This is a genomic window from Schaalia sp. JY-X159, assembly GCF_014525425.1.
Classification (GTDB): Bacteria; Actinomycetota; Actinomycetes; order Actinomycetales; family Actinomycetaceae; genus Scrofimicrobium.
The window spans coordinates 584,297-608,718 of record NZ_JACEXI010000001.1 but is presented as its reverse complement, the minus strand read 5'-3'; the positions used below and the strand labels follow the sequence as shown (position 1 = coordinate 608,718).

24 protein-coding genes are annotated in these 24,422 nt (G+C 59.0%); 14 read left to right on the top strand and 10 right to left on the bottom strand.

Translation table 11 applies throughout. The features are described 5' to 3' along the window. The first annotated feature begins 35 nt into the window (after nucleotides 1–35). The 8 genes from IDL90_RS02730 to IDL90_RS02695 all read left to right on the top strand — a co-directional run bounded on the left by IDL90_RS02730 (nucleotide 36) and on the right by IDL90_RS02695 (nucleotide 8,578). Nucleotides 36–1,742: a CTP synthase gene (locus tag IDL90_RS02730; RefSeq protein WP_187994232.1), complete on the top strand. Its 1,707-nt coding sequence runs from the start codon at nucleotides 36–38 to the stop codon at nucleotides 1,740–1,742. A 176-nt stretch (nucleotides 1,743–1,918) separates the two neighbouring features. Next, a complete protein-coding gene (locus tag IDL90_RS02725) occupies nucleotides 1,919–2,647 on the top strand; it encodes a metalloregulator ArsR/SmtB family transcription factor (RefSeq protein ID WP_262508956.1) in 729 nt (242 codons plus the stop codon). A 51-nt stretch (nucleotides 2,648–2,698) separates the two neighbouring features. Further along, nucleotides 2,699–4,144: a Fe-S cluster assembly protein SufB gene (gene sufB, locus IDL90_RS02720; protein WP_182142466.1), complete on the top strand. Its 1,446-nt coding sequence runs from the start codon at nucleotides 2,699–2,701 to the stop codon at nucleotides 4,142–4,144. A gap of 1 nt (nucleotide 4,145) precedes the next feature. After that, the gene (gene sufD, locus IDL90_RS02715; protein WP_187994231.1) at nucleotides 4,146–5,321 is read left to right on the top strand and encodes a Fe-S cluster assembly protein SufD; all 1,176 of its coding nucleotides are present in this window, start codon (nucleotides 4,146–4,148) and stop codon (nucleotides 5,319–5,321) included. A 23-nt stretch (nucleotides 5,322–5,344) separates the two neighbouring features. Continuing rightward, on the top strand, nucleotides 5,345–6,115 hold the full coding sequence (gene sufC, locus IDL90_RS02710) for a Fe-S cluster assembly ATPase SufC (RefSeq protein ID WP_187994230.1): 771 nt from the start codon (nucleotides 5,345–5,347) through the stop codon (nucleotides 6,113–6,115). Between the two features lie 106 nt (nucleotides 6,116–6,221). Continuing rightward, nucleotides 6,222–7,604, top strand: a complete 1,383-nt coding sequence (locus IDL90_RS02705) for a SufS family cysteine desulfurase (RefSeq protein ID WP_187994229.1) — start codon at nucleotides 6,222–6,224, stop codon at nucleotides 7,602–7,604. Then, the gene (gene sufU, locus IDL90_RS02700; RefSeq protein WP_182142470.1) at nucleotides 7,591–8,118 is read left to right on the top strand and encodes a Fe-S cluster assembly sulfur transfer protein SufU; all 528 of its coding nucleotides are present in this window, start codon (nucleotides 7,591–7,593) and stop codon (nucleotides 8,116–8,118) included. Before IDL90_RS02705 ends, sufU begins: the two co-directional genes overlap by 14 nt. A gap of 13 nt (nucleotides 8,119–8,131) precedes the next feature. After that, a complete protein-coding gene (locus tag IDL90_RS02695) occupies nucleotides 8,132–8,578 on the top strand; it encodes a metal-sulfur cluster assembly factor (protein WP_259349582.1) in 447 nt (148 codons plus the stop codon). A 245-nt stretch (nucleotides 8,579–8,823) separates the two neighbouring features. Here the strand turns inward: IDL90_RS02695 and tgt are convergent, their stop codons facing one another. Then, nucleotides 8,824–10,260: a tRNA guanosine(34) transglycosylase Tgt gene (tgt, locus tag IDL90_RS02690; RefSeq protein WP_262508955.1), complete on the bottom strand. Its 1,437-nt coding sequence runs from the start codon at nucleotides 10,258–10,260 to the stop codon at nucleotides 8,824–8,826. Further along, nucleotides 10,253–10,900 carry a queuosine precursor transporter gene (locus IDL90_RS02685; RefSeq protein WP_187994318.1) on the bottom strand — a complete coding sequence of 216 codons (648 nt, stop codon included), beginning with the start codon at nucleotides 10,898–10,900 and terminating at the stop codon, nucleotides 10,253–10,255. The genes tgt and IDL90_RS02685 overlap by 8 nt, the downstream gene beginning before the upstream one ends. A 117-nt stretch (nucleotides 10,901–11,017) precedes the next feature. Between IDL90_RS02685 and IDL90_RS02680 the strand changes: the two genes are divergently transcribed. Beyond that, the gene (locus IDL90_RS02680; protein WP_182142474.1) at nucleotides 11,018–12,628 is read left to right on the top strand and encodes an ABC-F family ATP-binding cassette domain-containing protein; all 1,611 of its coding nucleotides are present in this window, start codon (nucleotides 11,018–11,020) and stop codon (nucleotides 12,626–12,628) included. Here IDL90_RS02680 and IDL90_RS02675 read toward each other — a convergent pair. Beyond that, nucleotides 12,625–12,900 (bottom strand): hypothetical protein, encoded by a 276-nt coding sequence (locus IDL90_RS02675; protein ID WP_182142475.1) that lies wholly within the window; start codon nucleotides 12,898–12,900, stop codon nucleotides 12,625–12,627. The genes IDL90_RS02680 and IDL90_RS02675 overlap by 4 nt on opposite strands. A gap of 44 nt (nucleotides 12,901–12,944) precedes the next feature. Here IDL90_RS02675 and IDL90_RS02670 point away from each other — a divergent pair, with 44 nt between their 5' ends. Further along, nucleotides 12,945–13,454 carry a histidine phosphatase family protein gene (locus tag IDL90_RS02670; RefSeq protein WP_187994227.1) on the top strand — a complete coding sequence of 170 codons (510 nt, stop codon included), beginning with the start codon at nucleotides 12,945–12,947 and terminating at the stop codon, nucleotides 13,452–13,454. Here IDL90_RS02670 and serB read toward each other — a convergent pair. Both serB and glgC read right to left on the bottom strand, forming a co-directional pair. After that, a complete protein-coding gene (serB, locus tag IDL90_RS02665; RefSeq protein WP_262508954.1) occupies nucleotides 13,451–14,314 on the bottom strand; it encodes a phosphoserine phosphatase SerB in 864 nt (287 codons plus the stop codon). The genes IDL90_RS02670 and serB overlap by 4 nt on opposite strands. A 26-nt stretch (nucleotides 14,315–14,340) precedes the next feature. Further along, entirely contained in the window at nucleotides 14,341–15,579 is a 1,239-nt protein-coding gene (gene glgC, locus IDL90_RS02660; RefSeq protein WP_182142477.1) for a glucose-1-phosphate adenylyltransferase, read from the bottom strand. Nucleotides 15,580–15,775: 196 nt separating this feature from the next. On the opposite strand from glgC, the gene glgA reads away from it, so the two are divergent. The 4 genes from glgA to IDL90_RS02640 all read left to right on the top strand — a co-directional run bounded on the left by glgA (nucleotide 15,776) and on the right by IDL90_RS02640 (nucleotide 19,285). Continuing rightward, a complete protein-coding gene (gene glgA, locus IDL90_RS02655; protein WP_187994316.1) occupies nucleotides 15,776–16,999 on the top strand; it encodes a glycogen synthase in 1,224 nt (407 codons plus the stop codon). After that, nucleotides 17,000–17,797, top strand: coding sequence for an ABC transporter ATP-binding protein (locus IDL90_RS02650; RefSeq protein WP_259349584.1), 798 nt, complete (start codon nucleotides 17,000–17,002; stop codon nucleotides 17,795–17,797). 60 nt (nucleotides 17,798–17,857) lie between these two features. Further along, a complete protein-coding gene (locus IDL90_RS02645) occupies nucleotides 17,858–18,328 on the top strand; it encodes an NfeD family protein (protein ID WP_187994226.1) in 471 nt (156 codons plus the stop codon). A gap of 66 nt (nucleotides 18,329–18,394) precedes the next feature. Next, the gene (locus IDL90_RS02640) at nucleotides 18,395–19,285 is read left to right on the top strand and encodes an SPFH domain-containing protein (protein WP_187994225.1); all 891 of its coding nucleotides are present in this window, start codon (nucleotides 18,395–18,397) and stop codon (nucleotides 19,283–19,285) included. A gap of 73 nt (nucleotides 19,286–19,358) precedes the next feature. Here IDL90_RS02640 and IDL90_RS02635 read toward each other — a convergent pair whose 3' ends face one another. The 5 genes from IDL90_RS02635 to IDL90_RS02615 form a co-directional block, all read right to left on the bottom strand. Beyond that, nucleotides 19,359–20,153, bottom strand: a complete 795-nt coding sequence (locus IDL90_RS02635; RefSeq protein WP_310649246.1) for an amino acid ABC transporter ATP-binding protein — start codon at nucleotides 20,151–20,153, stop codon at nucleotides 19,359–19,361. Further along, a complete protein-coding gene (locus IDL90_RS02630) occupies nucleotides 20,150–21,091 on the bottom strand; it encodes an amino acid ABC transporter permease (protein WP_182142481.1) in 942 nt (313 codons plus the stop codon). Before IDL90_RS02630 ends, IDL90_RS02635 begins: the two co-directional genes overlap by 4 nt. A gap of 14 nt (nucleotides 21,092–21,105) precedes the next feature. Further along, complete coding sequence (locus IDL90_RS02625) at nucleotides 21,106–22,035, bottom strand: ABC transporter substrate-binding protein (RefSeq protein ID WP_187994224.1); 930 nt, start codon at nucleotides 22,033–22,035, stop codon at nucleotides 21,106–21,108. Between the two features lie 223 nt (nucleotides 22,036–22,258). Further along, entirely contained in the window at nucleotides 22,259–22,966 is a 708-nt protein-coding gene (locus IDL90_RS02620; protein WP_187994223.1) for a DUF4191 domain-containing protein, read from the bottom strand. Nucleotides 22,967–22,989: 23 nt separating this feature from the next. Further along, the gene (locus IDL90_RS02615) at nucleotides 22,990–24,219 is read right to left on the bottom strand and encodes an MFS transporter (protein ID WP_187994222.1); all 1,230 of its coding nucleotides are present in this window, start codon (nucleotides 24,217–24,219) and stop codon (nucleotides 22,990–22,992) included. Nucleotides 24,220–24,422 lie beyond the last annotated feature (203 nt).

Below are 24,422 nucleotides of genomic sequence, written 5' to 3'. Positions count from 1 at the left end.
TTTTGCCCCCTGGTCACAGCGTAGAATTAGGGTCCATGGTCAATGACTCTCCCCGGCCCTCCAACGGGCTTTCTTCAGGCAATAATCACGTCACAAAACAGATTTTTGTTACCGGGGGTGTTGTTTCCTCCCTGGGTAAGGGACTCACTGCCTCATCTTTAGGTATGCTTCTTCGCGCCCGTGGCCAGCACGTGGTGATGCAGAAACTTGACCCATACCTCAATGTTGATCCCGGACTCATGGACCCCTTCCAGCACGGTGAAGTATTTGTGACCGAGGACGGGTCTGAAACCGACCTCGACATCGGCCACTACGAACGTTTCCTCAACGTCTCACTGTCCGGGGGAGCCAACGCGACGACGGGGAAGGTTTACTCTTCCGTCCTCGCCAATGACCGACGCGGATTCTATGGGGGAGAGACCGTGCAGGTCATTCCTCACGTCACCAATGAGATTGCCCGCCGTATGCGTATCCAGGCTGAGCCCACCGACGGGAGCCCAGCCCCCGACGTCATCATTACGGAGATTGGTGGAACGGTCGGCGACATTGAGGAGGCGCCCTACCTTGAGGCGGCCCGCCAGGTGCGACGTGAACTAGGTCGCGACAACTGCATGTTCATCCACGTTTCCCTGCTGCCGTACGTGCAGGCTGCGGGAGAGATCAAGACAAAGCCCACCCAGCATTCCGTCGCGACACTACGGTCCGTGGGTATCCAGCCGGACGTCATCGTGTTGCGTACCGAGGTTGAGGTTCCAGATTCCATCAAGCGCAAAGTCTCAATGATGTGCGACGTCGACCTTGAGGGCGTCATCCTCTGCCCGGATGCTTCGTCCCTGTACGCGGTCCCCAAGGTTCTGCACCGGCAGGGTCTGGATGCGTTTGTGGTGCGACGCCTTGACCTGCTCTTCCACGACGTCGACTGGACACGCTGGGATGACCTGTTGCGACGCGTCAACTCACCCCTGCATCAGGTAGAGATTGCCCTGGTTGGCAAGTACACCGAACTTCAAGATGCCTACCTGTCCGCTACGGAAGCGCTCAAGGCTGGCGGTTTTGCGAATGACTGCCGCGTGAAGACCCGGTGGATCCGCGCCGACAAGTGCGCTACCCCAGAAGCTGCTGCGAAGGCGCTGGCTGATGTTGACGGCATCCTCCTTCCCGGAACATTCGGGAATGAAAAGATCGGGGGCGTCCTCGGCGCGTTGGAGTGGGCGCGAAAGAACAACGTTCCTGTTCTGGGGATTGGGCTTGGCGCTCAGTGCATGGTCATTGATGCTGCGAAGGGAGTTCTGGCTGACGTTCCGGTTTCGGGAGATGCAGCAGACCACCCGCTCATCATTGAGAACGAAGTGGTTGTCCAGCAGGCTGAGGACGGCACCAACCGGAAGACGGGGATGAGGGCGGGAGCCTATCCGGCTGCCCTTGTTGAAGGTTCGCGCGTGCAGCGCATTTACGGTGAGACTTTGATCAGCGAACGGCACCACCAGAGTGCTGAAATCAACCGGGAGTACGAGGACGCCCTAGCTGGCGTTGGCCTGCGCTTCAGCGGCTTCTCTCCGGATGGCTCGCTGGTTGAGTTCGTGGAGATGGATGAAGAGCAGCATCCTTTCTACATTGGAACCCAGGCGCGCCCGGAGTTTAAGTCGCGTCCTACTAGCCCGCATCCACTATTTACGGAATTTGTGAAGGCCGCCATAAAGCGGCAGGCTTCCGCCCTCGAAAGCCCGGCCAAGGCGGAGTAATCCGCATGGTTCCGCGGTCCTGAGTCAGAGGTCCCTTGCCACAATGTGGTCAAACGTGAGGTTTTGCCAATAGCTGTGTTTCGAAAATCGGCTAGACTGTTTCGGAAGCCTACACAGCGGTCTTAGATGACTGCATCCTGTGGTGGCTTGGCAGAACGATTGCGCGAACGGGGGCCATGATGGGTGAAGACTCGACTACAAAGACCCGCGATGCAGCCCGGGACACGGGCACGAGGCAAATGGTCCGCAACCTGGTGATTGAGAACGGGCCAGTTACGGCTGGAGCCATCTCAAGGTTCCTCGGGCTCACCACGGCTGCCGTGCGCAGGCACATCACGTCGTTGGAAGAGTCCGGGGAGATTCGCGAACACGAAGTTGCTTCCCTCTCGAAGCGTGGACGAGGGCGCCCTGCGCGCCACTACGTGGCAACCGACGGGGGACGGGAATGCCTCCAAGATGGCTACATGGAACTAGCCACGAAGGCCCTGTCGTACATGTCGAAGGCCGCTGGGGAAGAGCTGATTGACGGTTTTGCGGCATCTCGTTCCCGTGAGATTGAGCGGCGCTACACCCCTGTGGTTCGCGCTGCTGGAACCAATCCACGCCTGCGGGCAGAGGCGCTTGCTTCGGCCCTCACCGAGGACGGGTATGCCGCAAGCATCCGCCCCATCGGTAGCGGCGACTTTGCGATCCAACTATGCCAGGGGCACTGCCCGATTGAGCATGTTGCAGCTGACTTCCCGCAAATGTGCGACGCAGAACTGGCCGCATTCAGCCGCATCCTTGACGTCCACGTCCAGAGACTGTCGACCCTGGCCCAGGGCGGACATGTCTGCACAACACACATTCCGATCGGCATGCCGGCGGCTCGCCCTCGGAAAAACATGGCATTGAGGCAAACGTGAACCTCAAGAGACGACTTGGGTAACTGAAACAGAATCGAAAAGAAGGAATCTATGACGCAGTCAATCGAGACCCTCGCTCCTAAGGCGCCGCTGTCTGATGATGAGATCATCGACAGTATTGGCGCTTACGAGTACGGGTGGCGCGACAGTGACGACTACTCTCAGGGCGTTCCCAAGGGAATCAATGAGGGCATTGTCCGCTACATTTCGGAGACCAAGGGTGAGCCTGAATGGATGCTGGAGCGGCGTCTGAAGGCTCTCAATCTCTTCGAGCGCAAGCCAATGCCGACATGGGGTCCCGACCTCAGCAGCATCAACTTTGACGACTTCAAGTACTTTGTGCGTTCAACGGACCGTCAGGTGCAGTCCTGGGAAGACCTTCCTGAGGACATTCGCAACACCTACGACCGCCTGGGGATCCCGGACGCTGAGAAGAAGCGCCTGGTCGCGGGCGTTGCCGCCCAGTATGAGTCCGAGGTCGTTTACCAGCAGATTCAGGAAGACCTCGAAGCCCAGGGCGTTATCTTCCTCGATACCGACAGTGGTCTTCGTGAGTACCCGGAACTGTTCCAGAAGTACTTTGGCAAGTCGGTTCCAGCAGGTGACAACAAGTTTGCCTCGCTGAACACCGCAGCCTGGTCGGGTGGCTCCTTTATCTATGTGCCGCCGGGCGTGCACGTTGAGATCCCGCTTCAGGCCTACTTCCGTATCAACACGGAAGCCATGGGGCAGTTTGAGCGCACACTGATCATCGCGGATGAGGGCTCGTACGTTCACTACGTTGAGGGTTGTACCGCGCCGATCTACGACACGAACTCGCTGCACTCCGCAATCGTGGAGATCTTCGTTTTGAAGGATGCACGCGTTCGTTACACCACCATCCAAAACTGGTCGAACAACGTCCTCAACCTGGTGACACAGCGCGCCATTGTGGAAGAGGGCGGAACCATGGAGTGGATTGATGGCAACATCGGGTCCGCTATCACCATGAAGTACCCGGCCTGCTACCTGATGGGAGAGAATGCCCGCGGGGAAACCCTGTCCATCGGTTTTGCCGGCACCGGTCAGCACCAGGACACGGGCGCGAAGATGGTTCACATGGCGCCCAAGACGTCCTCGTCCATTGTTGCCAAGTCCGTTTCCCGCGCTGGGGGACGAACTTCGTACCGCGGTTTGGTTGAGGTGCATTCGCGTGCCACCAAGTCGAAGTCGAACGTGCTTTGCGACGCGCTGCTTGTCGACAAGATTTCCCGCACCGACACCTACCCTTACGTCGACGTTCGTACCGAGGACGTCGAAATGGGGCACGAGGCAACGGTTTCTAAGGTGAACGAAGACCAGCTGTTCTACCTGATGAGCCGCGGTCTGGACGAAAACGAAGCGATGGCCACCATTGTGCGTGGCTTCATTGAGCCGATTGCTAAGCACCTGCCGATGGAATATGCGCTTGAACTAAACCGCCTGATCGAACTGCAGATGGAAGGGTCCGTCGGCTGATATGACAACTCAGAAGCAATCAACAAACGTCCTGGAGCCCTCGAAGGTTTCGCGTGCGGACCGTTTCACCTCTTTCGCGAGTGCTGACTTTGGTCGCCCCCAGGGTCGTGAAGAGGAATGGCGTTTCACCCCGATGCGACGAATCCGCCCCCTGTTCGAGGCCGACGCATACGCGGGCGCGCCGCAGATTGATGTTCGGGGCCCGGAAAACGTCATCGTCGCAACGGTGAGCCGGGAAGAACTGGTGGATCCTGTCGTTCTAGCGCCCGGTGACTACCTGGCTGCTTTGGCGTGGGAAAAGTTTGAGGAGACGACAGAGGTCATCATCCCCCGAGAGGTCGAGCTGGATGAGCCCGTCTACGTCACTGTCACGGCAGGTCCGGAACTGAAGGCCGGGCGCATTGTCGTCAAGGCTGAGACCATGTCGAAGGGCACGGTTGTGATCCTTCATAACGGCCCCGCACTCTTTGATGAGACAGTAGAGATTGAGGCGGGCGAGGGCGCGCAGCTCTCCATTGTCGCAGTTCACGAGTGGGATCGCGATGGTGTGCACGCGTCCTCGCACCGCGTTCGGGCGGCCCGTAACGCAACGCTTCAGCACATGATTGTCACGCTTGGTGGCGACACCGTGCGGATCAACGTCGACACGGACTTCACCGGACCCGGCGCCGACATCCGCCTCAACGGACTGTACTTTGTGGATCGCGGCCAGCACCTCGAGCACCGCGTGTTTGTTTACCATTCGCAGCCCGACTGCTACTCGCGTGTTGCCTACAAGGGTGCACTGCAGGGTAAAGATGCGCGTTCCGTTTGGATTGGCGACTGCCTGATAGGCGTGGATGCAGACAACACAGATACCTATGAACTGAACCGCAACCTGATTCTCACCGAGGGCGCGAAGGCCGACTCCGTCCCCAACCTGGAGATTGAGAACGGGGAGATCGAGGGCGCGGGACACGCATCTGCGACCGGTCGTTTTGATGACGAGCAGCTGTTCTACCTGATGAGCCGTGGCGTTCCGCCACTGGAGGCGCGCCGCCTGGTGATCCGCGGATTCTTCGCGGAGATCCTCAACTCCGTGGGTATCCCGGAGTTGCAGGACCGGCTGATTGGCCAGATTGAGCAAGAACTGAAGGACTACGACTACGCACCGGATCAGTCGGCTGATTCGAAGTGAAACTCACTGAAAAGAACGGAAAAATGAGCGAAGCAAAAGAACTGGTTATCAGGAACCTCCACGTCACAGTGGGAACGCCAGATGGTCCCAAGCAGATCCTCAAGGGTGTTGACCTGACAATCAAGCCCGGTGAGATTCACGCGGTTATGGGTCCGAATGGTTCGGGCAAGTCGACGCTGGCCTACGCTTTAGCCGGTCACCCAAACTATGAGGTAACAGAGGGTGAAGTGCTGCTTGACGGCGAGGACGTCCTCGCCATGAGCGTTGACCAACGCGCCCAGGCGGGCCTGTTCCTGGCCATGCAGTACCCGGTTGAGGTTGCGGGTGTGTCCGTGTCCAACCTGCTGCGCACCGCGAAGACCGCCATTGATGGGAAGGCTCCGGCTATTCGCCACTGGGTCAAAGAGGTCAAGGCAGCAATGGAACGTCTGCGTATGCCCGCTGACTTTGCTGAACGTGACGTCAATGTTGGATTCTCCGGTGGTGAGAAGAAGCGCCTGGAGATCCTGCAGATGGAACTGCTGGAGCCCGCTTACGCGATCCTTGACGAAACGGACTCGGGCCTTGACGTTGATGCGCTACGCATTGTCTCCGAGGGCGTCAACCGGGCTCATACGAAGGATCACATGGGCATCCTCCTGATCACCCACTACACGCGCATCCTGCGCTACATCAAGCCGGATTTCGTTCACGTCTTTGTTGATGGTCGCATCGCTGACCAGGGCGGGCCGGAACTGGCTGACAAGCTGGAAGAAGAAGGCTACGACAGCTACTTGGCTCCCGTAGCGTCTTGATCCGTTGGGGAGCCACCCGGGTGGGTAGGCTCCCCAAGGAATCGTGTTCTCTGAGTGTGGGCCGCGGGGGACCGCGCCCGCGCCGAGCAGGAAAGGAGAGGGAATCGTGGACGAAGTTACAGATTTCTCCGCGGCGGAACTGAGTGCAATCCGTCGCGACTTTCCTGTGCTCGAAAAGGTTGGTCGTGGTGGTCGACCCATTGTCTACTTGGACTCTGGGGCAACCAGCCAGAAGCCCTCGTGCGTGATTGATGCCGAGGCCGAGTTCTACCGCGACTCCAACGGTGCGGTGCACCGCAACACCCACCTGCTGGGTGACCAGGCAACCGTGCAGTTTGAAGATGCTCGGGAGACGCTTGCCGACTTTGTTGGGGCTCGCGCCGAAGAGATCGTTTGGACCAAGAACGCCACCGAGGCGCTCAACCTGGTGGCTAGCGCCTTCACTAATGCCAGTGCGGGGATAATGCCTGATGGATCGGCGTCCGCCCTCGGGTCTGCGCACTTGGACAACCCCGTAAGCACGCAGGGTGCAGCGAACCCGGGCCACACACTGGACCCCGCGTCACGTTTCCGGCTTCGCCCCGGTGATCGCATTGTTGTGACGCGCGCTGAGCACCACTCCAACCTGGTGCCGTGGCAACAGTTGGCCGCCAAGACGGGGGCGAGCCTAGCGTGGCTTGACCTGACTCCCGATGGACGCATCGACCTCGACACCCTAGACGTGATTGACGATGCCACCAAGGTTGTCGCATTCACGCACGCGTCCAATGTCACCGGCGCCATTTCACCCGTCGAGCAGATAGTGGAGGCCGCGAACCGGGTCGGCGCGATCACGGTCTTGGACACCTGCCAGTCGAGTGCTCACACGCCAGTCGACGTTGCTGCGCTGGACGTTGATTTTGCCGTGTTCTCTTCCCACAAGATGCTTGGCCCAACAGGGATTGGGGCACTGTGGGGCAGGGCGGAACTATTGGAGGCCATGCCTCCCGTCCTCACCGGCGGATCTGTGGTGGCCGACGTCGACATGGAGACCACCAAGTACCTGCCGCCACCCGCCAAGTTTGAGGCGGGTTCTCAGCCGGTTGCTCAGGCTGTGGCCTGGGCGGTCGCCCTTGACTACTTGAGAGAGTTGGGAATGGACCGCGTTGCCCTCCACGAAGAAGCAATGACAAAGCTGTTGCTTGAGCGGATGGCGGGGATCGATGGCGTGCGGGTCCTCGGGCCGACAGACATGGCCCACCGCCTTGGCGTTGTGGCTTTTGAGGTCGAGGGCGTCCACCCTCACGATGTTGGCCAAGTCCTGGATTTTGAGGATGTTGCGATCAGGGTTGGCCACCACTGCGCCATCCCGTTGCACCGCTTCTTTGGTGTGAAGGCGTCCTCGCGCGTTACCGTGGCGCTGACAACCACGGCAGAAGAAATCGAACAGTTTATCGAAGGACTGCACAAGGTCCAGAAGTATTTTGGGGGCGCCAGTGAGCGGGCTTGATGCTCTTTACCAACAGGTCATCCTAGATCACGCGAAGCTCCGCACCGGTGCGGGGCCAATTGACGGCTTCGACCTCACCTCATTTCAGGCGAACCCAACCTGTGGTGATGAGGTGACGTTGGGTGTGGAAGTTGACGACGCCGGGCACATTCACGCGCTTGCTTGGGATGGCAGTGGCTGCTCTATCTCACAGGCATCGCTGTCGATTATGAGTGAGATGGTCGACGGACAGGACCTTGACCTGGTGCGACGTAAGTTCGCCGCGATGGAAGAAATGATGCACTCGCGTGGCAAAGGTGTGGATGAGGAAGTCCTTGATGAACTTGAGGACGCTGCCGCACTCGAGGGAACCTCAATGTTTGCCAACCGGGTGAAGTGCTCACTTCTTGGCTGGTACGCGCTGCGCGATGCTTTGGCGCAAGCAGGAATCGATCTGACAGCAAGTGGTGGCGAGGCCGGATCTGAAGAAGCAGAATCCACGGCCGCGCACGAGCAGACTCAAACAACGAACTGAGACGGAGGCGAAAATGTCCGACTACAACGCCGCCAACAACCCCATGGCAGCACGTCCGATCCCGCAAGAGGAGCAACCTGTTCAGCAGTTCAAACCCTTTGAACCGCAGCCGAGCCCGGATCAAGCAGGCGTGACGGTTATTGAGAATGGCACGTATCCTGCCGAAGACGTTGTCGAGTCGCTCAAGGATGTCATTGACCCGGAACTGGGGATCAATATCGTTGACTTGGGCCTGCTTTATGGCGTGAAGATCAACGAGGACAACTCCGTAGACATCGACATGACGCTGACATCAGCGGCATGTCCTCTTACTGACGTTATTGAACGTCAGGCGCAAATGGTTTTGGGATCGTTCACGGATGAGGTCCGCATCAACTGGGTGTGGCTGCCGCCGTGGGGCCCGGAGTGCATTACGCCCGATGGTCGTGACCAGTTGCGGGCAATCGGCTTCAACATTTAGAACCCCGCGGCAGCCGGGCACCCCCGGCGCGCGTGCCCGGCACCCCCGCCTGCACCAAACCAAGCCAACGTCGCCGATGTCGACACCAAACCAAGCCAACGTCGCCGATGTCGACACAGGTCGCCGTTGTTTGGGCGAATTGTCGGCGACCTACGCTGACTTTGGCGACCTTGGGCATCGGGGGCCGCAACATCGGCGACCTAGCGCGCGTAGGGCCGCAACATCGGCGACCTACCGTGCGCGTTCTAGACGCCGCGGCCGTAGAACGTCCCCAGCATCTCCTCGCGAAAGTCCCCTAGGCGACCGTCGACGAGGGCGGTGCGGATCGCGTCAACCAGACGCACGGTGAACCACTCGTTATGAATGGTCGCGAGGGTTGCCGCCAGGATCTCCTTGGCCTTGAAGAGGTGACGCACATACGCCCTCGTGAAATTCTGGCAGGTATAGCACCCACATCCCTCAACGAGTGGGGCAAAGTCACGGGCGTAGCGAGCATTCGTCAGGTTGAAGCGACCCTGCGGCGTGTAGATTGCGGCGTTGCGGGCTACTCGGGATGGGTTCACACAGTCAAATGTGTCGATCCCGGCGTCAACGGCCTCGAACAAATCGAAGGGTTCCGAAATGCCCAGCAGGTGGCGTCCCTTGTTGTCGGGGAGTTCCGAGGTCGCCCAGGAAACGATCTCGCCCAACTGGTCCTTTCGTAGTGCCCCACCGATGCCGAAGCCGTCAAAGCTCTGACCGTCCTCTTCCATTTCCCCAAGGGTCCTGGCGGCGCGGATCCGCAAGTCCTGATAGTCGGCACCCTGGATGACGCCCCACAACTGCTGGTAGGGACGGTGAGTCCGAGCCTCAGTTAGAGCCTTGTGTTCGACTAGGCAGCGGCGAGCCCACGCTTCCGTGCGGTCCAGCGACTCCAACTGGTAGGAACGCGGATGAGACAGGGATGTGAGCTCGTCAAACGCGAACATGATGTCGGCGCCCAGTTGATGCTGGATACGCAGGGAAACCTCCGGGTTGAAGCGGTGTTTGCTGCCGTCAATGTGGGAAGAGAAGACAACCCCATCATCGTCAACTACGGCTTTGGACTGCTTCACGGCCTCGCGTTGACGTCGCACAAACTCGGCGGGAACCTGCCCTTGTCCACCGTTGCCGGCGAGGGCGGAAGCCCCCTCGGAGCTCATCGAACCGCCGGCGAACTCCGCGGTGAGGACTTTCTTGAAGCCCGCCCCCATAGACAGAACTTGGAACCCTCCGGAGTCCGTGAACGTTGGTCCGGGCCAATGCATGAAGGCGCCGAACCCTCCGGCCTCGTCCACAATGTCCGAGCCGGGCTGCAGGTATAGGTGATACGCGTTGGCGAGGACGGCTTGAGCGCCGGTGCCAGCAATCATTTCGGGGACAAGCCCCTTCACGTCCGCTTTGGTGCCAACCGGGATGAATGCCGGGGTGCGGATGTCGCCGTGCGCCGTGTGGATTACGCCTGCTCGGCCAAGCCCGCGGCCTTCGTGTGAGGTTGCTTCGATGTCGAATCCGCGGTCCGGTCGGGACGACGCGTCAGGCGCCGGGCCCTGCTGAGAAGCGCCGGTGTCGGCAGCGGAGTGTTGCCCAGGAAATGGGGCGAGAGGGTCCGGCCAGCCTCGGGAAGGAACCTGGTCAACGGGTTTGGAAATCCACTCAGGCAACTTGGGCCCTTTCATCGAGGCGGCGCACTCTTGCGATCACAAAGTAGGAAACCGGGATCAGAATCACTTCGAAGGTCATCTTGTAAACGAATCCCACCAGGACATAGTTCCAGAAGTTGGCGCCGGTTAGCACGCCGAGGAAAGCAACTGTGCAAAATACTATTGTGTCCGCGGCTTCCCCCACGACACTCGAGCCGAGCAGGCGGACCCAGAGACGCTTCGGACCGTAGCGTTCCTTGATTTTGACGAGGACGTATGCGTTGAGTAGTTGCCCAACTAAGAACGCCAGTAGGGAAGCGGCCACGATTCGGGGGACGAAGCCGAGGACGGCCTCGAACGCCTCCTGGTTGGCGTACTCTTCGGCGGGCGGCATGGCCTGAACGATCAGGAAGACACCGGCGGCCAGGACTGACGCGGCAAACCCCATGAGGATGACCATGCGCGCTTTCGCAAACCCGTAGACCTCGGCGAGGACGTCACCCAGAACATACGTGAAGGGGAACAGCAGCGCGCCGCCATCAAAGATGAAATGGGCTGGCCCAACGGTGATCCCGAACAGTTTGGTCGCCGCGATATTAGAGATCAAGAGCATCGCAACAAAGGTGACTGCGATGATTGTGAACGCATCTGCGGTGGTCATCTTGGAGTGAGTTTCTTCTTGCACGTGTCCCATTGTGCCTGGTTCCACCATGGAACCAACAAGGGCTGTGAGGGAAGACGCGTCTGAACGGCCACATGTCTTCGGTAGAATCACGTGGTGATAAGCGTCCAAGATTTTTCTCTCCGTATTGGTGCTAGAGAACTGATTAATCAGGTCTCTTTTTCTGTGGGCGCTGGTGCACGGGTTGGCCTGGTGGGTCGAAATGGCGCAGGAAAAACCACCATGATGCGCCTTCTTGCGGGTGAACCGGACAACGGGTCGGCTGAGTCGACAGGGAAAATCAGTCGCACAGGTGAGATCGGCTACTTGCCCCAGGACACAACTGAGGGTGACCTGGAGCAAACCGCCCAGGAACGTATTCTCTCCGTCCGAGGCATTGACGCACTTCTGAACCGTATCCGCAAGGCTGAACGTGAAATGTCCACAGCCACCGGCGCCAAACAGGTCAAGGCAATGGAACGCTACGTGCGCCTTGACGAGGAGTTCACCCAAAAGGGCGGTTGGGCAGCCAACGCTCAAGCGGCCCAAATCGCTTCTGCCCTCAAGCTGGATGAACGCATCCTTGCCCAGCCCCTCCACACTCTTTCCGGCGGACAGCGCCGCCGCGTTGAACTGTCACGGGTGCTCTTTTCTGAAGCAGACACGTTGCTTCTAGATGAGCCAACCAACCACTTGGATCACGACTCCATCATCTGGCTGCGGGACTGGCTGAAAACATACTCGGGTGCACTTATTGTCATCAGTCACGACGTCGGTTTGGTTAGAGACGTCGTCAATCAGGTGTTTTACCTGGATGCTAACCGCGCGGAGATTGAGATCTACCGGATGGGCTGGGACGCCTACCTGAAGACGAGGGCGGACGATGAGCGCCGCCGCCGTAAAGAACGCCAGAATGCACTGCGAAAGGCAGAGGTACTGGAAGCTCAGGGCACCAAGATGCGGGCTAAAGCCACTAAGGCTGTGGCCGCCCAGCAGATGTTGCGCAGAGCTGCTGAACTTCGCGAGGCAGCCGGGCAGGAACGGGCAGCTGAGAAGGTTGCGAGGCTTCGCTTCCCAGACCCTGCCCCCTGTGGCAAGGTGCCTTTGACGGCGGAACACCTCTCGAAGTCTTACGGCTCCCTAGAGGTTTTCACCGACGTTGACCTGGCGATTGACCGCGGGGCGAAAGTCGTTATCCTCGGTGAGAACGGCGCGGGTAAAACCACACTTCTGCGCATTCTTGCCGGCCTTGAAACCCCTGATTTGGGCGAGGTCGTGCCCGGGTACGGGTTGAAGCTTGGGTATTACGCTCAGGAGCATGAAACCCTGGATCCGCAGCGGACCGTGGAAGAAAACATGCGTTCTGCGGCCCCCGAGCTGGATGACACGCAGTTGCGGTCCGTCCTGGGGCAGTTCCTCTTCGCCGCCGACGACATCCAGAAACCGGTAGGGGTTCTCTCCGGTGGGGAGAAGACACGGCTTGCGCTTGCCACCCTGGTTGTTTCAGCCGCCAACGTACTCCTGCTTGATGAGCCGACCAACAACCTGGATCCCGCATCACGCGAAGAGGTGCTTGCTGCGCTGGATTCGTTCGAGGGCGCAGTTGTCCTCGTCAGCCACGACCCTGGAGCGGTGTCGGCGCTGCACCCGGACCGTGTCCTGCTTCTGCCGGATGGCGACGAAGACCTGTGGGATGACAGCTACCTGGAACTGGTGGAGGTGCGCTAGAGCGTTTCGTCCTCGTCCAGTCCTATTCCGGTGGACTTCGACTCTAGTGGCTGCTGGGAAGCCAGGAACTCCGCGAGCGGCCTTGTGCTCTGCGGAAAGTCACGGTAGCCCAGATACTTCTCTAGGGTGACGCGGTGTTCATCGCAGGTCAACCAGTTTTTGGGGCGCCCGAACGGTAGCGTGGGGTTAGACCAGGTGATCGCAAAGGTTGCCGCATTTTCGCATCCCCGATTAGAGCACACCAGGTCTTTTGGTCCACGGCCCAGAGCCATCGCGCACTTCCTTCCCAACGGATGCCAACCACTACAATAGCGTCATGTCCACACACAGAGTCGTTATAGTTCGCCACGCAAAAGCCGTTTCCTATTCTCCAGGAACAGACGCCAAACGCCCACTCGCAGATTCGGGGCGTGCCCAGGCCCAGGAACTGGGACGCAAGTTATCCGCAGTGATCAAGGCGGCAGACACGGTGTTCGTTTCCCCTGCCCTCAGGGCGCAGGAAACCTGGCAGAACATGGCCAAGGGCGCCGGGCTCACGGAAGAAACGATGCCGGAAGTTATCACGGATGAAGTCATTTATAGTGGCTCATCAATGCAGATGATGGAAGCGGTGCGCATGGGGTCGAACGGGACCACTTCCATCCTGGTTGGCCACGAGCCAACCGTGTCATCGCTTGCGGTGTTACTTACGAAGGAGGGGCAGGCGTCCGAGGTTGAGATGGGGATGCCGACCGGTTCAGCGGCTGTTGTGGAGTGGGAGCGCGATTGGAAAGAGTGGCATTCCCACTGTGCGATCCTGGCGGACTTCGTCCACGTCCGCCACTAGGGAAGACTGTGGCCCAGAAGCCCGACCACTGCATCGAGTCTTCGCAGGTCAAGCCTGCTTGAAGTCGCTTCACGCACGGCCGGTTTCGCGCAAAACGCAACACCCACTCCCGCACTCCGAAGCATGGCAATATCGTTCGAGCCATCCCCGGCCGCGACCACAAGTCCGGGCTGCCCGCCACTCCAGGTGTTGAGTGCGTCAACTTTGGCCCGCGCATCTACCACCGGGCCAACAGTGCGTCCGGTCAGCACACCGCCGTGAACCTCAAGGCGGTTGGCCAGGAGGAAATCGATGCCGAGGGCATCAGCCAGAGGGCCCAACACCTCCGCGAAGCCACCCGAGACTACACCGAATTTTGCGCCCACCTCATGTGCCCAGATAATCAGGTCACCGGCCCCGGGCATAAGGGAGAGACTTGCCCCGACGTCCTCGATCGCTGTTGCAGGCAATCCGGCCAGCAGATTGACACGTCGGCGCAAAGACTGGGAAAAGTCGATTTCGCCGCGCATTGCCGCAGCGGTGATTGCTTCGACCTCGTCGCGTACCCCGGCAAGTTCCGCCAACTCATCGATGACCTCACCCTCAAGGAGGGTCGAGTCCGCATCTGTCATGACCAGGGTCGGGAAGGTATTTGCCAGTTTGGGCCCAACACACGAGCGCCCGACCGGTTCCAGCCGTTCAGCGGGGACGTGGATTTGTTCGAGGGCGGATGCCTCAACAGACCACCAGCCTCGCCCCGTGGCGGCGACCTTAGAAAGTGCAAGAGGAACTTCGCCCTCGTACAAAAGCCAGGACTGGGGGCAAGGAAAAGCGGCCGCCCCGCTATGTGCTGCGGGAACGACCGCTTCTTGTGGACTCATGGTCCTAGGTTACAAAGTTCAACTGATTATGCGGTGACGATGGCATCCTTCGGGACGACTGTGATGCCGGACTCAGTAACGGTGAACCCGCGGCTCAGGTCCAGTTCCCGGTCGAATCCGATCGACGCATTCTCTTCGACCACAACATTCTTGTCCACAATGGCGCGGTTGATGCGTGCCCTGCGGTTGATGATGGTGTTGTGCATGATCACCGAGTCGGAGACCTGCGCCCACGAATGGACAGCCACCTTGGGGGAGAGCACCGAACGGGAGACTTCGGCGCCCGAGACGATTACGGCCTCGGAAACCAGCGAGTCGACAGCGTGACCCATGCGTGAACCCTGGTCGCCGTGAACAAACTTTGCCGGTGGCAACGCGTCGGCTTGGCCGGTTAGCAATGGCCAGTCGTAGTTGTAGAGGTTGAAGATTGGGACGACACTGATGAGGTCCATATTTGCGTCGTAGTAGGCGTCCAGTGTGCCGACGTCACGCCAGTAGCTGCGGTCGCGCTCTGTTGACCCGGGCACCACGTTGTCCTTGAAGTCGTAGACAGCGCATTCGCCACGGTCGACGAAGTAGGGGACGATGTCCCCGCCCATGTCGTGCTTTGAGTCGGGGTTTGCGGCATCTTTCCGCAGTGCCTCAATCAACGCCGAAGTGTTGAAGACATAGTTGCCCATGGATGCGAGGACGACACTGGGGTCGTCCTCTAGGCCCTCAGCGTTCTTCGGCTTCTCCAGGAACTCATCGACCATGCCATCTTTCTCTTTGATGACACCAAACTGATCGGCAAGTTCGATGGGCTGGCGGATCCCCGCAATCGTGGCGGGTGCGCCGGAAGCAATGTGGTACTCCACCATCTGGCTGAAGTCCATACGGTAGATGTTGTCGGCGCCGGTGATAACGACGTAGTCGGGGCGCTCATCGTAAACAATGTTCAAGGACTGGTAAATCGCGTCCGCTGAGCCGAGGTACCAGTGGGGCCCGCGTCTTTGCTGGGCCGGCATTGGTGCCACAAAGTTACCCAGCAGGCCCGACAGGCGCCACGAGCGCGCGATGTGAGTGTCTAGGGAGTGGGATTTGTACTGCGTGAGGACCACTATCTTCAGATAGCCGGAGTTGACCATATTTGAAAGAGAGAAGTCAATGAGGCGGTAGCTACCGCCAAAGGGGACCGCTGGTTTCGCGCGGTCCTCAGTAAGGGGCATCAGCCGTTTGCCTTCGCCGCCTGCCAACACAATTGCCAGAGTTCGCTTCATCGCCATGCGTCATAGCCTACCGTCTGTTTCAGACCTGGGAGCTATTTTTGCAGTGTCGCAAGACTTCTTGACCCCATTTCCTTCGCAACTCGGCATTTCTTCTTTCGCGGCTCGGTATTTCACGGTTTCGAGGGCGGCGCTAGGTATGCTGGTAGCTGGGCCCAAGGGTGTGGCCCGTCCCGCCGGATTAAGGATTTCAGCAATGCGCGTAGACTTGTTAACCCGTGAGTATCCCCCCTTTGTTTACGGCGGTGCAGGTGTGCACGTCGAAGAGTTGGCACGTGTTCTTCGCAACCTTGTCGACCTACGTGTGGAGGCCTTCGATGGACCGCGCACCCCGGGTGAGGTCGGGTCGGAAGCGGGGGTAATCGGGTATGCCAACCTTCCTGAACTCTCGGAAGCCAATGCCGCTATCCAGACTCTCGGGGTGAACCTTGAAATGCTCGAGGGCGTGGAGGGCTCGGACCTGGTCCACGCTCACACGTGGTATGCCTGCATGGCCGGATATCTTTCCAAACTCCTCTACGACATCCCCTTGGTGATTTCGGCCCACTCCTTGGAGCCACTGCGGCCGTGGAAAATTGAACAGTTGGGTGGCGGGTATCGCGTTTCCTCCTTTGTTGAGAGGGTCGCGTATGAGAATGCTGATGCTATCGTCGCGGTTTCTAACGGCATGAAGGCTGACATTCTCAAGTCGTACCCGGAGGTTGAGGAGAGCCGTGTCCATGTCATCCACAACGGAATCGATTTGAACAAGTGGCACAGGCCCGTGGGCGAGGAAGCACTTGAACGGGCAGCCGCGATTCGGGAGAAGCACGGGATGGACCCGGACCGTCCCACTGTGGTTTTCGTTGGGCGGATAACAAGGCAGAAGGGACTGCCCGGCTTCCTTCGTGCATGCGAACTACTGCCCGATGGCGTGCAGATCGTCCTTCTTGCAGGGGCCCCGGACACCCCGGAAATTGCCGCGGAGGTCGACGGCCTCGTCAAGAAGCTGCAGGAGAAGCGCACGGGCGTCATCAACATTTCCGAAATGCTGCCCAATGAGGAAGTAAAAGCGATCCTCTCCGGGTCTGATGTCTTCGCAACGCCCTCGATCTATGAACCCTTAGGGATCGTCAATCTTGAGGCCATGGCGATGGAGCTCCCCGTGGTGGGGACCGCGACGGGTGGTATCCCCGATGTGATCGTGGACGGTGAAACGGGGTACCTTGTACCTATCGAACAGATGCAGGATGGGACGGGAACACCGCTTAATCCGCAAAAGTTTGAGGCGGATTTTGCTGAGAAACTGACGGAACTCCTCGAGAATCCCGCCCTTGCCAAGAAGATGGGGCAGGCGGGACTGGAGCGGGCCAGAGAGAAGTTCTCCTGGCAGGCCATCGGCGAACAAACTGTAGAACTGTACAAGACGCTAGTGAAATAGGTGGTTTCACCAAATATGCAGCCCCTCATCGATCTTCGGGAAGTCTCTTTCAAGCGGGGTCGAACCGAAATCCTCAATAACGTAAGTTTCAAGGTGGAACCCGGTGAGAACTGGGTGCTGCTGGGGCCAAACGGCGCGGGTAAGACAACGTTGGCTCGCCTAGTCGCGGCTCGTGATTATCCAACCACTGGCTCCGCGAGCGTCCTCGGCGTTGATACTTCGGGTGAAGATGCAACGTACATCGCGTCTCGCGTTGGGGTCGCTTCACAAGAGACCCGCGACCGAGTCTCAGGGGCTGATACCGCCGCCGACATTGTTTTGGCCGCGGGTTGGGGCCAGACGGTCCAGTTTGGGGAAGAGTACGAGGACGCTGATCGGCAACGTGCGAACGATCTGTTGGCTGCGCTTGGGGTCGGCAATCTTGCTGACCGTCGATTTAGCACGCTGTCCGAGGGCGAGAGGCAGAGGGTGTCGATTGCTCGAGCTCTGATGCCGGACCCAGAGATTGTCATTCTTGACGAACCAACCGCGGGCCTTGATCTGGGAGCGCGTGAGACATTGGTCTTGGCCCTGTCTGAGATCATGGCGGGGCGCAACGCCCCGTCGGTCTTGCTCATCACCCATGAGATTGAAGAGATTGCGCCGGGCTTCACCCACGCCGCCCTCATCGTTGGTGGGGAAGTCATGAAAGCCGGTCCGATCAGTGAGGTCTTGACGTCGCAGGGGCTTTCTGAGGCGTTTGGTTTGCCCCTTGAGGTGACGCACGAGGACGAACGGTGGTGGGCCCGCGCCCGCTAGGCGTCTTTTCGGGTGCGGTAGGCTAAGGAGAGTACGTTCAACGCACGGTGAGGGGTAGGCATGGGCTGGTTAATCTGGATTGGTGCAGCACTTCTCCTTGGGATCGTTGAGTTGGCAACGGTTGACTTGTTCTTCCTCACCTTGGCTTTGGCGGCTCTCGCAGCTGGTGGTGCGGGGGCAGTAGGTGGTTCATTCTGGATACAGCTTGGCGTTTTCGTCGGCGTTTCTATTCTGCTCCTTGCTTTTGTGAGGCCGTGGGCGCGTAATCTGCTCCAGAAGTCAACTCCAAACATAGCAACAAACGCCCAGGGCTTGGTTGGCAAGCGTGCGGTTGTGACGGCTCCACTTATGGGCAGTGAGGGGCGAGTTCGCCTCGAGGGTGGCATCTGGTCGGCTCGAAGCTTGGACGGGAGAGTGTTCCCGGTTGGCAGCCAGGTGACCGTAGTTGGCATCGAGGGTGCTACCGCGGTTGTTGGGCCCTCTGACGAACCTGTCCCAACCCCTCCGGACCGCGAGCCCCCCAACGATTAACTAGCGGCGGGGTTTTTCCCTGCCGTGTCTAAGTTGCAGCGTTCACAGTGAGCGCGGAAGGAAAAAATGGACTCATCACTTTGGGTAACCATCGTTCTACTACTACTCATTCTCCTGGTCGTCGTCGTCGTTGTCCGGGCGATCCAGGTAGTTCCTCAGTCGAGGGCACTTGTGGTTGAACGCCTCGGGAAGTTCCACTCTGTCATGTATGCGGGACTGCACCTGCTGATCCCATTCGTGGACCGGGTTGCCGCACGCGTTGATCTACGCGAACAGGTGACAACCTTTCAGCCACAGCCGGTCATCACCGCGGACAACGTCGTGGTGTCGATCGACTCGGTGATCTACTACCAGGTCAATGACCCGATGGCCGCCACCTACGAAATCGCTGATTACATTACTGCGATCGAGCAGCTGACGATCACCACCCTGCGTAACGTCATTGGTTCAATGGATCTGGAACAGACTTTGACCAGCCGTGATGAGATCAACGCGCGGTTACGTGGCGTCCTTGATGAGGCGACGGGCAAGTGGGGGATTCGCATCAACCGTGTTGAGCTGAAGTCCATTGATCCGCCTCCAACCATTCAGCAAGCCATGGAGCAGCAGTTGCGCGCCGATCGCGACAAGCGAGCCACCATCTTGCAGGCCGAGGGCGTGCGCCAGTCGCAGATTCTGCGCGCAGAAGGTGAGAAGCAGTCGGCTATCCTTCAGGCCCAAGGCGCTGCCGAAGCGGCCGTGACCCGGGCAGACGGTGAAGCGAAAGCTATTGACACAGTGTTTACGGCAATCCATGAGGGCAGGCCCACCCCGGATCTGTTGTCATATGAGTACCTGAGGGTACTGCCCAACATTGCCAACGGTACGGCCTCGAAGATTTGGGTTCTCCCAACGGAGCTCACCGCGGCGCTGAATGCGGTGACTGAGGGGTTCAGCGGTAAGACAAAGTCGGAGTAGCACTTACTTCCGAGTGATGTGGGGGTTGTGTTGAGCATTTTCTTGGTCAACACAACCCCCACGTTTGTCTGGTTTAGAGAACTTTGGAGAAGAACTCCTGGGTGCGGGCCTCGCGAGGGTTATCGATGACCTGTTCGGGCGTGCCGCGCTCAACGATGACGCCCTCGTCCATGAACACCACCTGGTCGGCGACTTGGCGTGCAAACCCGACCTCGTGGGTGACGACAACCATGGTCATTCCTGATTGAGCCAGATCCTGGATAACCGCCAGAACTTCGCCAACAAGTTCTGGGTCGAGGGCGGAGGTGGGTTCGTCGAACAGCATCAGTTCAGGATCCATCGCCATTGCGCGAGCAATTGCCACGCGTTGCTGTTGTCCACCTGAAAGCTGGCTTGGGTAGTGGTCGCTCCGGTCGGAAAGGCCAACGCGTTCCAGGAGTTCGGAAGCGCGCTTCCTGGCAGCCTTCTTGGGCACCTTCTTGACGTTGATCGGTGCTTCGGTGACATTTTCGAGGGCGGTGCGGTGCGGGAACAGGTTGAAGCGCTGGAAAACCATGCCGATGCGACTGCGTTGCTTGGCGATGGTTGAGTCCTTGAGACGGTGCAGGATTTCCTGCCCCTCTCTGCCAGTGGTGGTGCGGAATCCCATCAACTCGCCATCTACCCAGATGCGGCCGGCTGAGATGGTTTCAAGCTCGTTGATGCAGCGCAGAAGTGTGGATTTGCCGGACCCTGAGGGACCCAGGATGACGCACACTTCGCCCGGCTTAACGGTGAGGTCGACGCCCCTGAGGACGTGCAGGTCCCCAAAGAACTTGTGCACGCCGCGTGCCTTCACCATGGGTTCGCCGTCTGGTGCCTTTGTCATGGTGTCACGTCCAGGAACATGTTGGATTGGCCGGGATCGGCCTCGGAAATTGACTTCTGCTTGGCGGTGAGCTTCTTTTCACCGGTTTCGAAATCAAATCCGCGACCGTAGTAGGACTCAATGTAGTGCTGCACAACCATGAGGATGGAAGTGATCACCAGATACCAGATCGCCGCGCTCACAAGCAGTGGGATGGGGGCAAAGAGGCGTTGGCCAATGTTTGAAGCCTGGTAGGTCAGTTCCAACGTGAAGGGGATAGCGGAGACCAGGGAGGTGGTCTTGAGCATCGAGATCGTTTCGTTGCCAAGCGGCGGCATGATCACGCGCATGGCTTGAGGGAGGATGATGCGCGCCATGATTTGGGCGTTGGACATTCCCAGGGCCTGCGCTGCTTCACGTTGCCCCTTGTCAACGGAGTTGATGCCCGCGCGAATGATCTCTGCTAGGTAGGCGCCCTCGTTGAAACCGAGGCCGAGGACGGCCATCCACAGGGGAGTGATGAGGGTCAGCGTGTTGAACTGAACGAACTCATAGCCGAAGGGAATACCTATGGAGAGTTGCGGGTAGAGGACGGGAAGCAGCGACCAGAAGATTAGTTGCGTGTAGACCGGGGTGCCACGGAAGAACCAGATGTAGAAGGTTGCGACATAGCGCAGGATGGGGTTCGTGGACTGGCGCATCACGGCCATGGTGATTGCAAGGACTGTGCCAAGTAGCATGGCGCCGACGGTGAGTAGCAGGGTGTAGAGAACACCCGTCATGATGGACTTTGAGAAGATCCACTGGCCAACTAGGTGCCATTGCCAGGCGGGGTTTGTGATGAGGGCGTTGATCGCCATCGCCACTAGGACAGCGACAACGGCTGCTCCCAGCCAGCGACCCGGCCGGGGGACCGGCCGGGCGTGGATGAGGTCAACGGGTCCGGTTGAGGGGCTCATTGAATAGATGCTTTCTAAACCTCAGGGTTGACTCGGGCCTGGGTGAGGGCTGAGCCTTCAGCGCCGTAGACGGCGAGGATCTGCGCAAGGTAGCCCTCATCCATCAGGTGCTGCATTGCTGCTTGGATGGCTGCGGTGAGCTGCTCGTCAGACTTTGCAATGGCGATTCCCTGGGGTGCGGACTCGATGACGTCGCCGATCTGCTCGATCTTGCCACCGGATTGCACGGATGCGAACCCAATGACGGGGGCATCTGCGAAGGTTGCGTCATACTGACCGCCGACAACCTTGGTGGTGATGTCAGACTGAAGCGAGAGGGGCTGGATGGTGATTGCTTCCTTGCCTTCTGCTTCGCACTGGGCGGAGAGTTCTTCAGCGTACTCCTGCTGGAAAGTGCCGTTCTGCACGCCGATTGAGAAGCCGCAGGGATCCTCGGGGGTGAAGTTGTTGGGGTTGCCTGTCGCCACGCCGAATGCCGAACCGACCTCGAGGTAAGAAACCATGTTGGCCTGCTCGATGCGTTCGGGCGTGATCGTGAACGAGGACGCACCAATGTCAAATTTGGTGCCCAGCGCAGGAATGATGGTGGGGAACTCGGCGGTGTTGGTCACGCCATCGGAGAGACCCATGACTGCGGCAAGCGCCTTGACGATGTCAATGTCGTAGCCGGTTGGGGTCTTGCCATCTGCTAGGAGGAACTCACCGGGTGGGTAGTCGGTTGACGCGCCGTTGGTCAGTTGGTCGGCGGTGACTAGGGTGTCGGGCACCATCGCTGCGATGTCGGCTACGGGCTCGATTGTCGTGACGTCGAAGCCTTCGACTGCCGCGCCGGACTCGGGGGTTGTGGTGTCTTCTTCGGGTGCTGAGGTGCCAGGGTCGGAGCAGGCTGCAAGGGCCAGGGCTGCGACAGCAGCGGTAGCGGTCAGCGAGAGGAACTTGCGCATTGGGTGCCTCCAAGGTGTTGCGCGTCGGTAGTTGAACTACAAGAACAAATGAAAGTATGCACGAGGTTGAATAATATACATAATCGGGTCTCACTATATGGGTGTGGGAAGGGGAACACTGGCCGCGCCCACCGCGCCACGGCTGGCCCTCCAAAACACTAGAGGACCCCCGCATACGCGAGGGTCCTCTTGCTACTCAACTGCTTGGTGACGGAAGGCCGAACTACCCGCGAAGTGCCTTCCGGTTTGCACGCGTGTTCGTGGGATCAACACCCTTGGGAATCGGAATGCCGCGGTTACCGATCGCAGTGAGGCGGTTGGCAACAGCCGGCACCTCCTGCTTTGTGAGAACCTTCTTCAAGCTATTGATCTTGCGGTTGAGCTTGGGTAGAGGCACCTGACCTTCATCCCTGCCAACCTCAATGAAGATGATTGGAACGTTAGATATGGAACGGCTAATGCGCCGCTTCTCGGTAACTAACAACTGGTGGACGCGGCTGGACGGTCCTTCGGAGATAAGAACAATTCCAGGTCGCCCTACGATCCGCCAAACGACGTCTTGGGACTTATTGGCAGCAACCGGCTCTTCCTCGATAATCCATCCACGGCGAATCTGACTGATTACCGCGTAAACCGAACCAACGCGGCCATCCAACTGCCGGTACATTGCGGGACGAATCAGGTACGCAAGAAGGACCATGTCCAAAGTACCTGCAAGAAGGACCGCAGTGATTGGAAGAAAGATCGGCCGGTCCCAGAGGATTCCGAAGAGGACGCCAAGCCCAATAATGATGATGGGCAGTCCAATGAGTGCGATGCCTATCCACGAGTAGGTTCGCTTGACGACTTTATACGCGTCTACGAGCGTATGGTAGAAGCGCTTCTTCTTGGGGGCGCCAGCAGCTTTCGGCGTCTTTTCTTTCTTTGCCATAATGAACCAATCCTACAAGGTGATTAGGCGACCCGGTCCCGCCCTGATGTTGACGATTTTAGTTTAAGTATCAGTCCTATTACACCCGCAACAAGAATGACTCCTGCGCTGAGGAGGAATGTGTTGTGTGAACCAGAGGATTCGGCAACTCTGCCGCCGATTGCGGCTCCAAGAGAGACCCCAACGGTGACAGATGACGACATGAGGGTCATGGCCACAGCCACTCCGCCCTCGGGCGTGAGCTTTTCGGCCAGGGTAAACGCAGTGACTAGCGTCGGTCCGACAAATGCGCCGGCGACGAACAGGGCTAGGGCAGTCAGAGGCAGAGACGGCGCGTACGACGTGATTATGGTGAGCGCGCTGACCGCTACAGAGAACGTGATGAAGCGGGCATACAGCTTGAATCGATCAGGGAGGACAACGACCAGCAACGCCATTAACGCAGAAGAGATTCCCATGGCCGCGTATACCAGGCCGGCGCTGCCCGCACTGCCTAGTTCCTCCGCGCGCACTGTCACGGCTGCCTGGGATGAGCCGAAGAATGCTCCCACGGAAATCAGAGCAATGATGGCTGGGCTAACTGCGACGAGGATCTTTCCAATCGACGGGCGGGAAGTTCCTGGCGCGTCGCCAGACACCGCATCGAGCGGTTCGGTGGGAGCAGTGAACGCAAATGGAAATCCCGCTAGAACAAGAACGATGAAGGCGATGAGAAGTGGGGCCGATGGGGCCGCGGCTGTGGCGGCAATGCCCACGAATGCGGGTCCGAGGACGAAGACGAACTCATCTGCCATTGATTCGTAAGAGAAGGCTGCCATCAGAGTGCGTGGCTTGGGGTGCATCGCCACCCACCGGGCCCTTGTGAATGAGCCGATGGGCGAGGCCGTAAGCCCCGCAAGCAAGCAGATTAGGTAGATGGTTGCTGTGGAAGGACTATTGAGGGCAGCCCAGTAGAGAGCAAGGAGTGCTACCGCGTTGATCGGCATGATTGTGAGCAGAACCCTGCGTTGACCCCAGATGTCAGCCGCACGTCCGATGAGTGGTGAGCAGGTTGCGACCGCAATGGAGAAGAAGGCGGTCGCGAGGCCGCCAACTGCGATGTCCCCGGTAGAGAATGTAAAGGCCGTCATGATGCCGAGAGGCAGCATGGCAAAAGGAGCGCGGGCTAGAGCCGCGGAGATCATTTTGCCTGTTCCGAAAGCAGGGGGAAGGTCACGGTAGTCGCGCAGCGCGCGAAAAGGGTTCTGAGACAAGGTGTTCCTTGAGTGAGTGCTTGCCTACAGGGGCCGCTCTCTAAAGAGTCTGGCGGCGCAGCAGGCGGGCGTCAAAGGACGCCGAAGACATTCTAGTTGGCACTTTTGCCCTGAGGAAGCCTCGTGAGCTGTGAGTTTCAAGCCATTGGGTATCCCCAATGCGCGAGAAGCGGCGTTGTCCACAGTTTGGCTCGCGCCGTGAG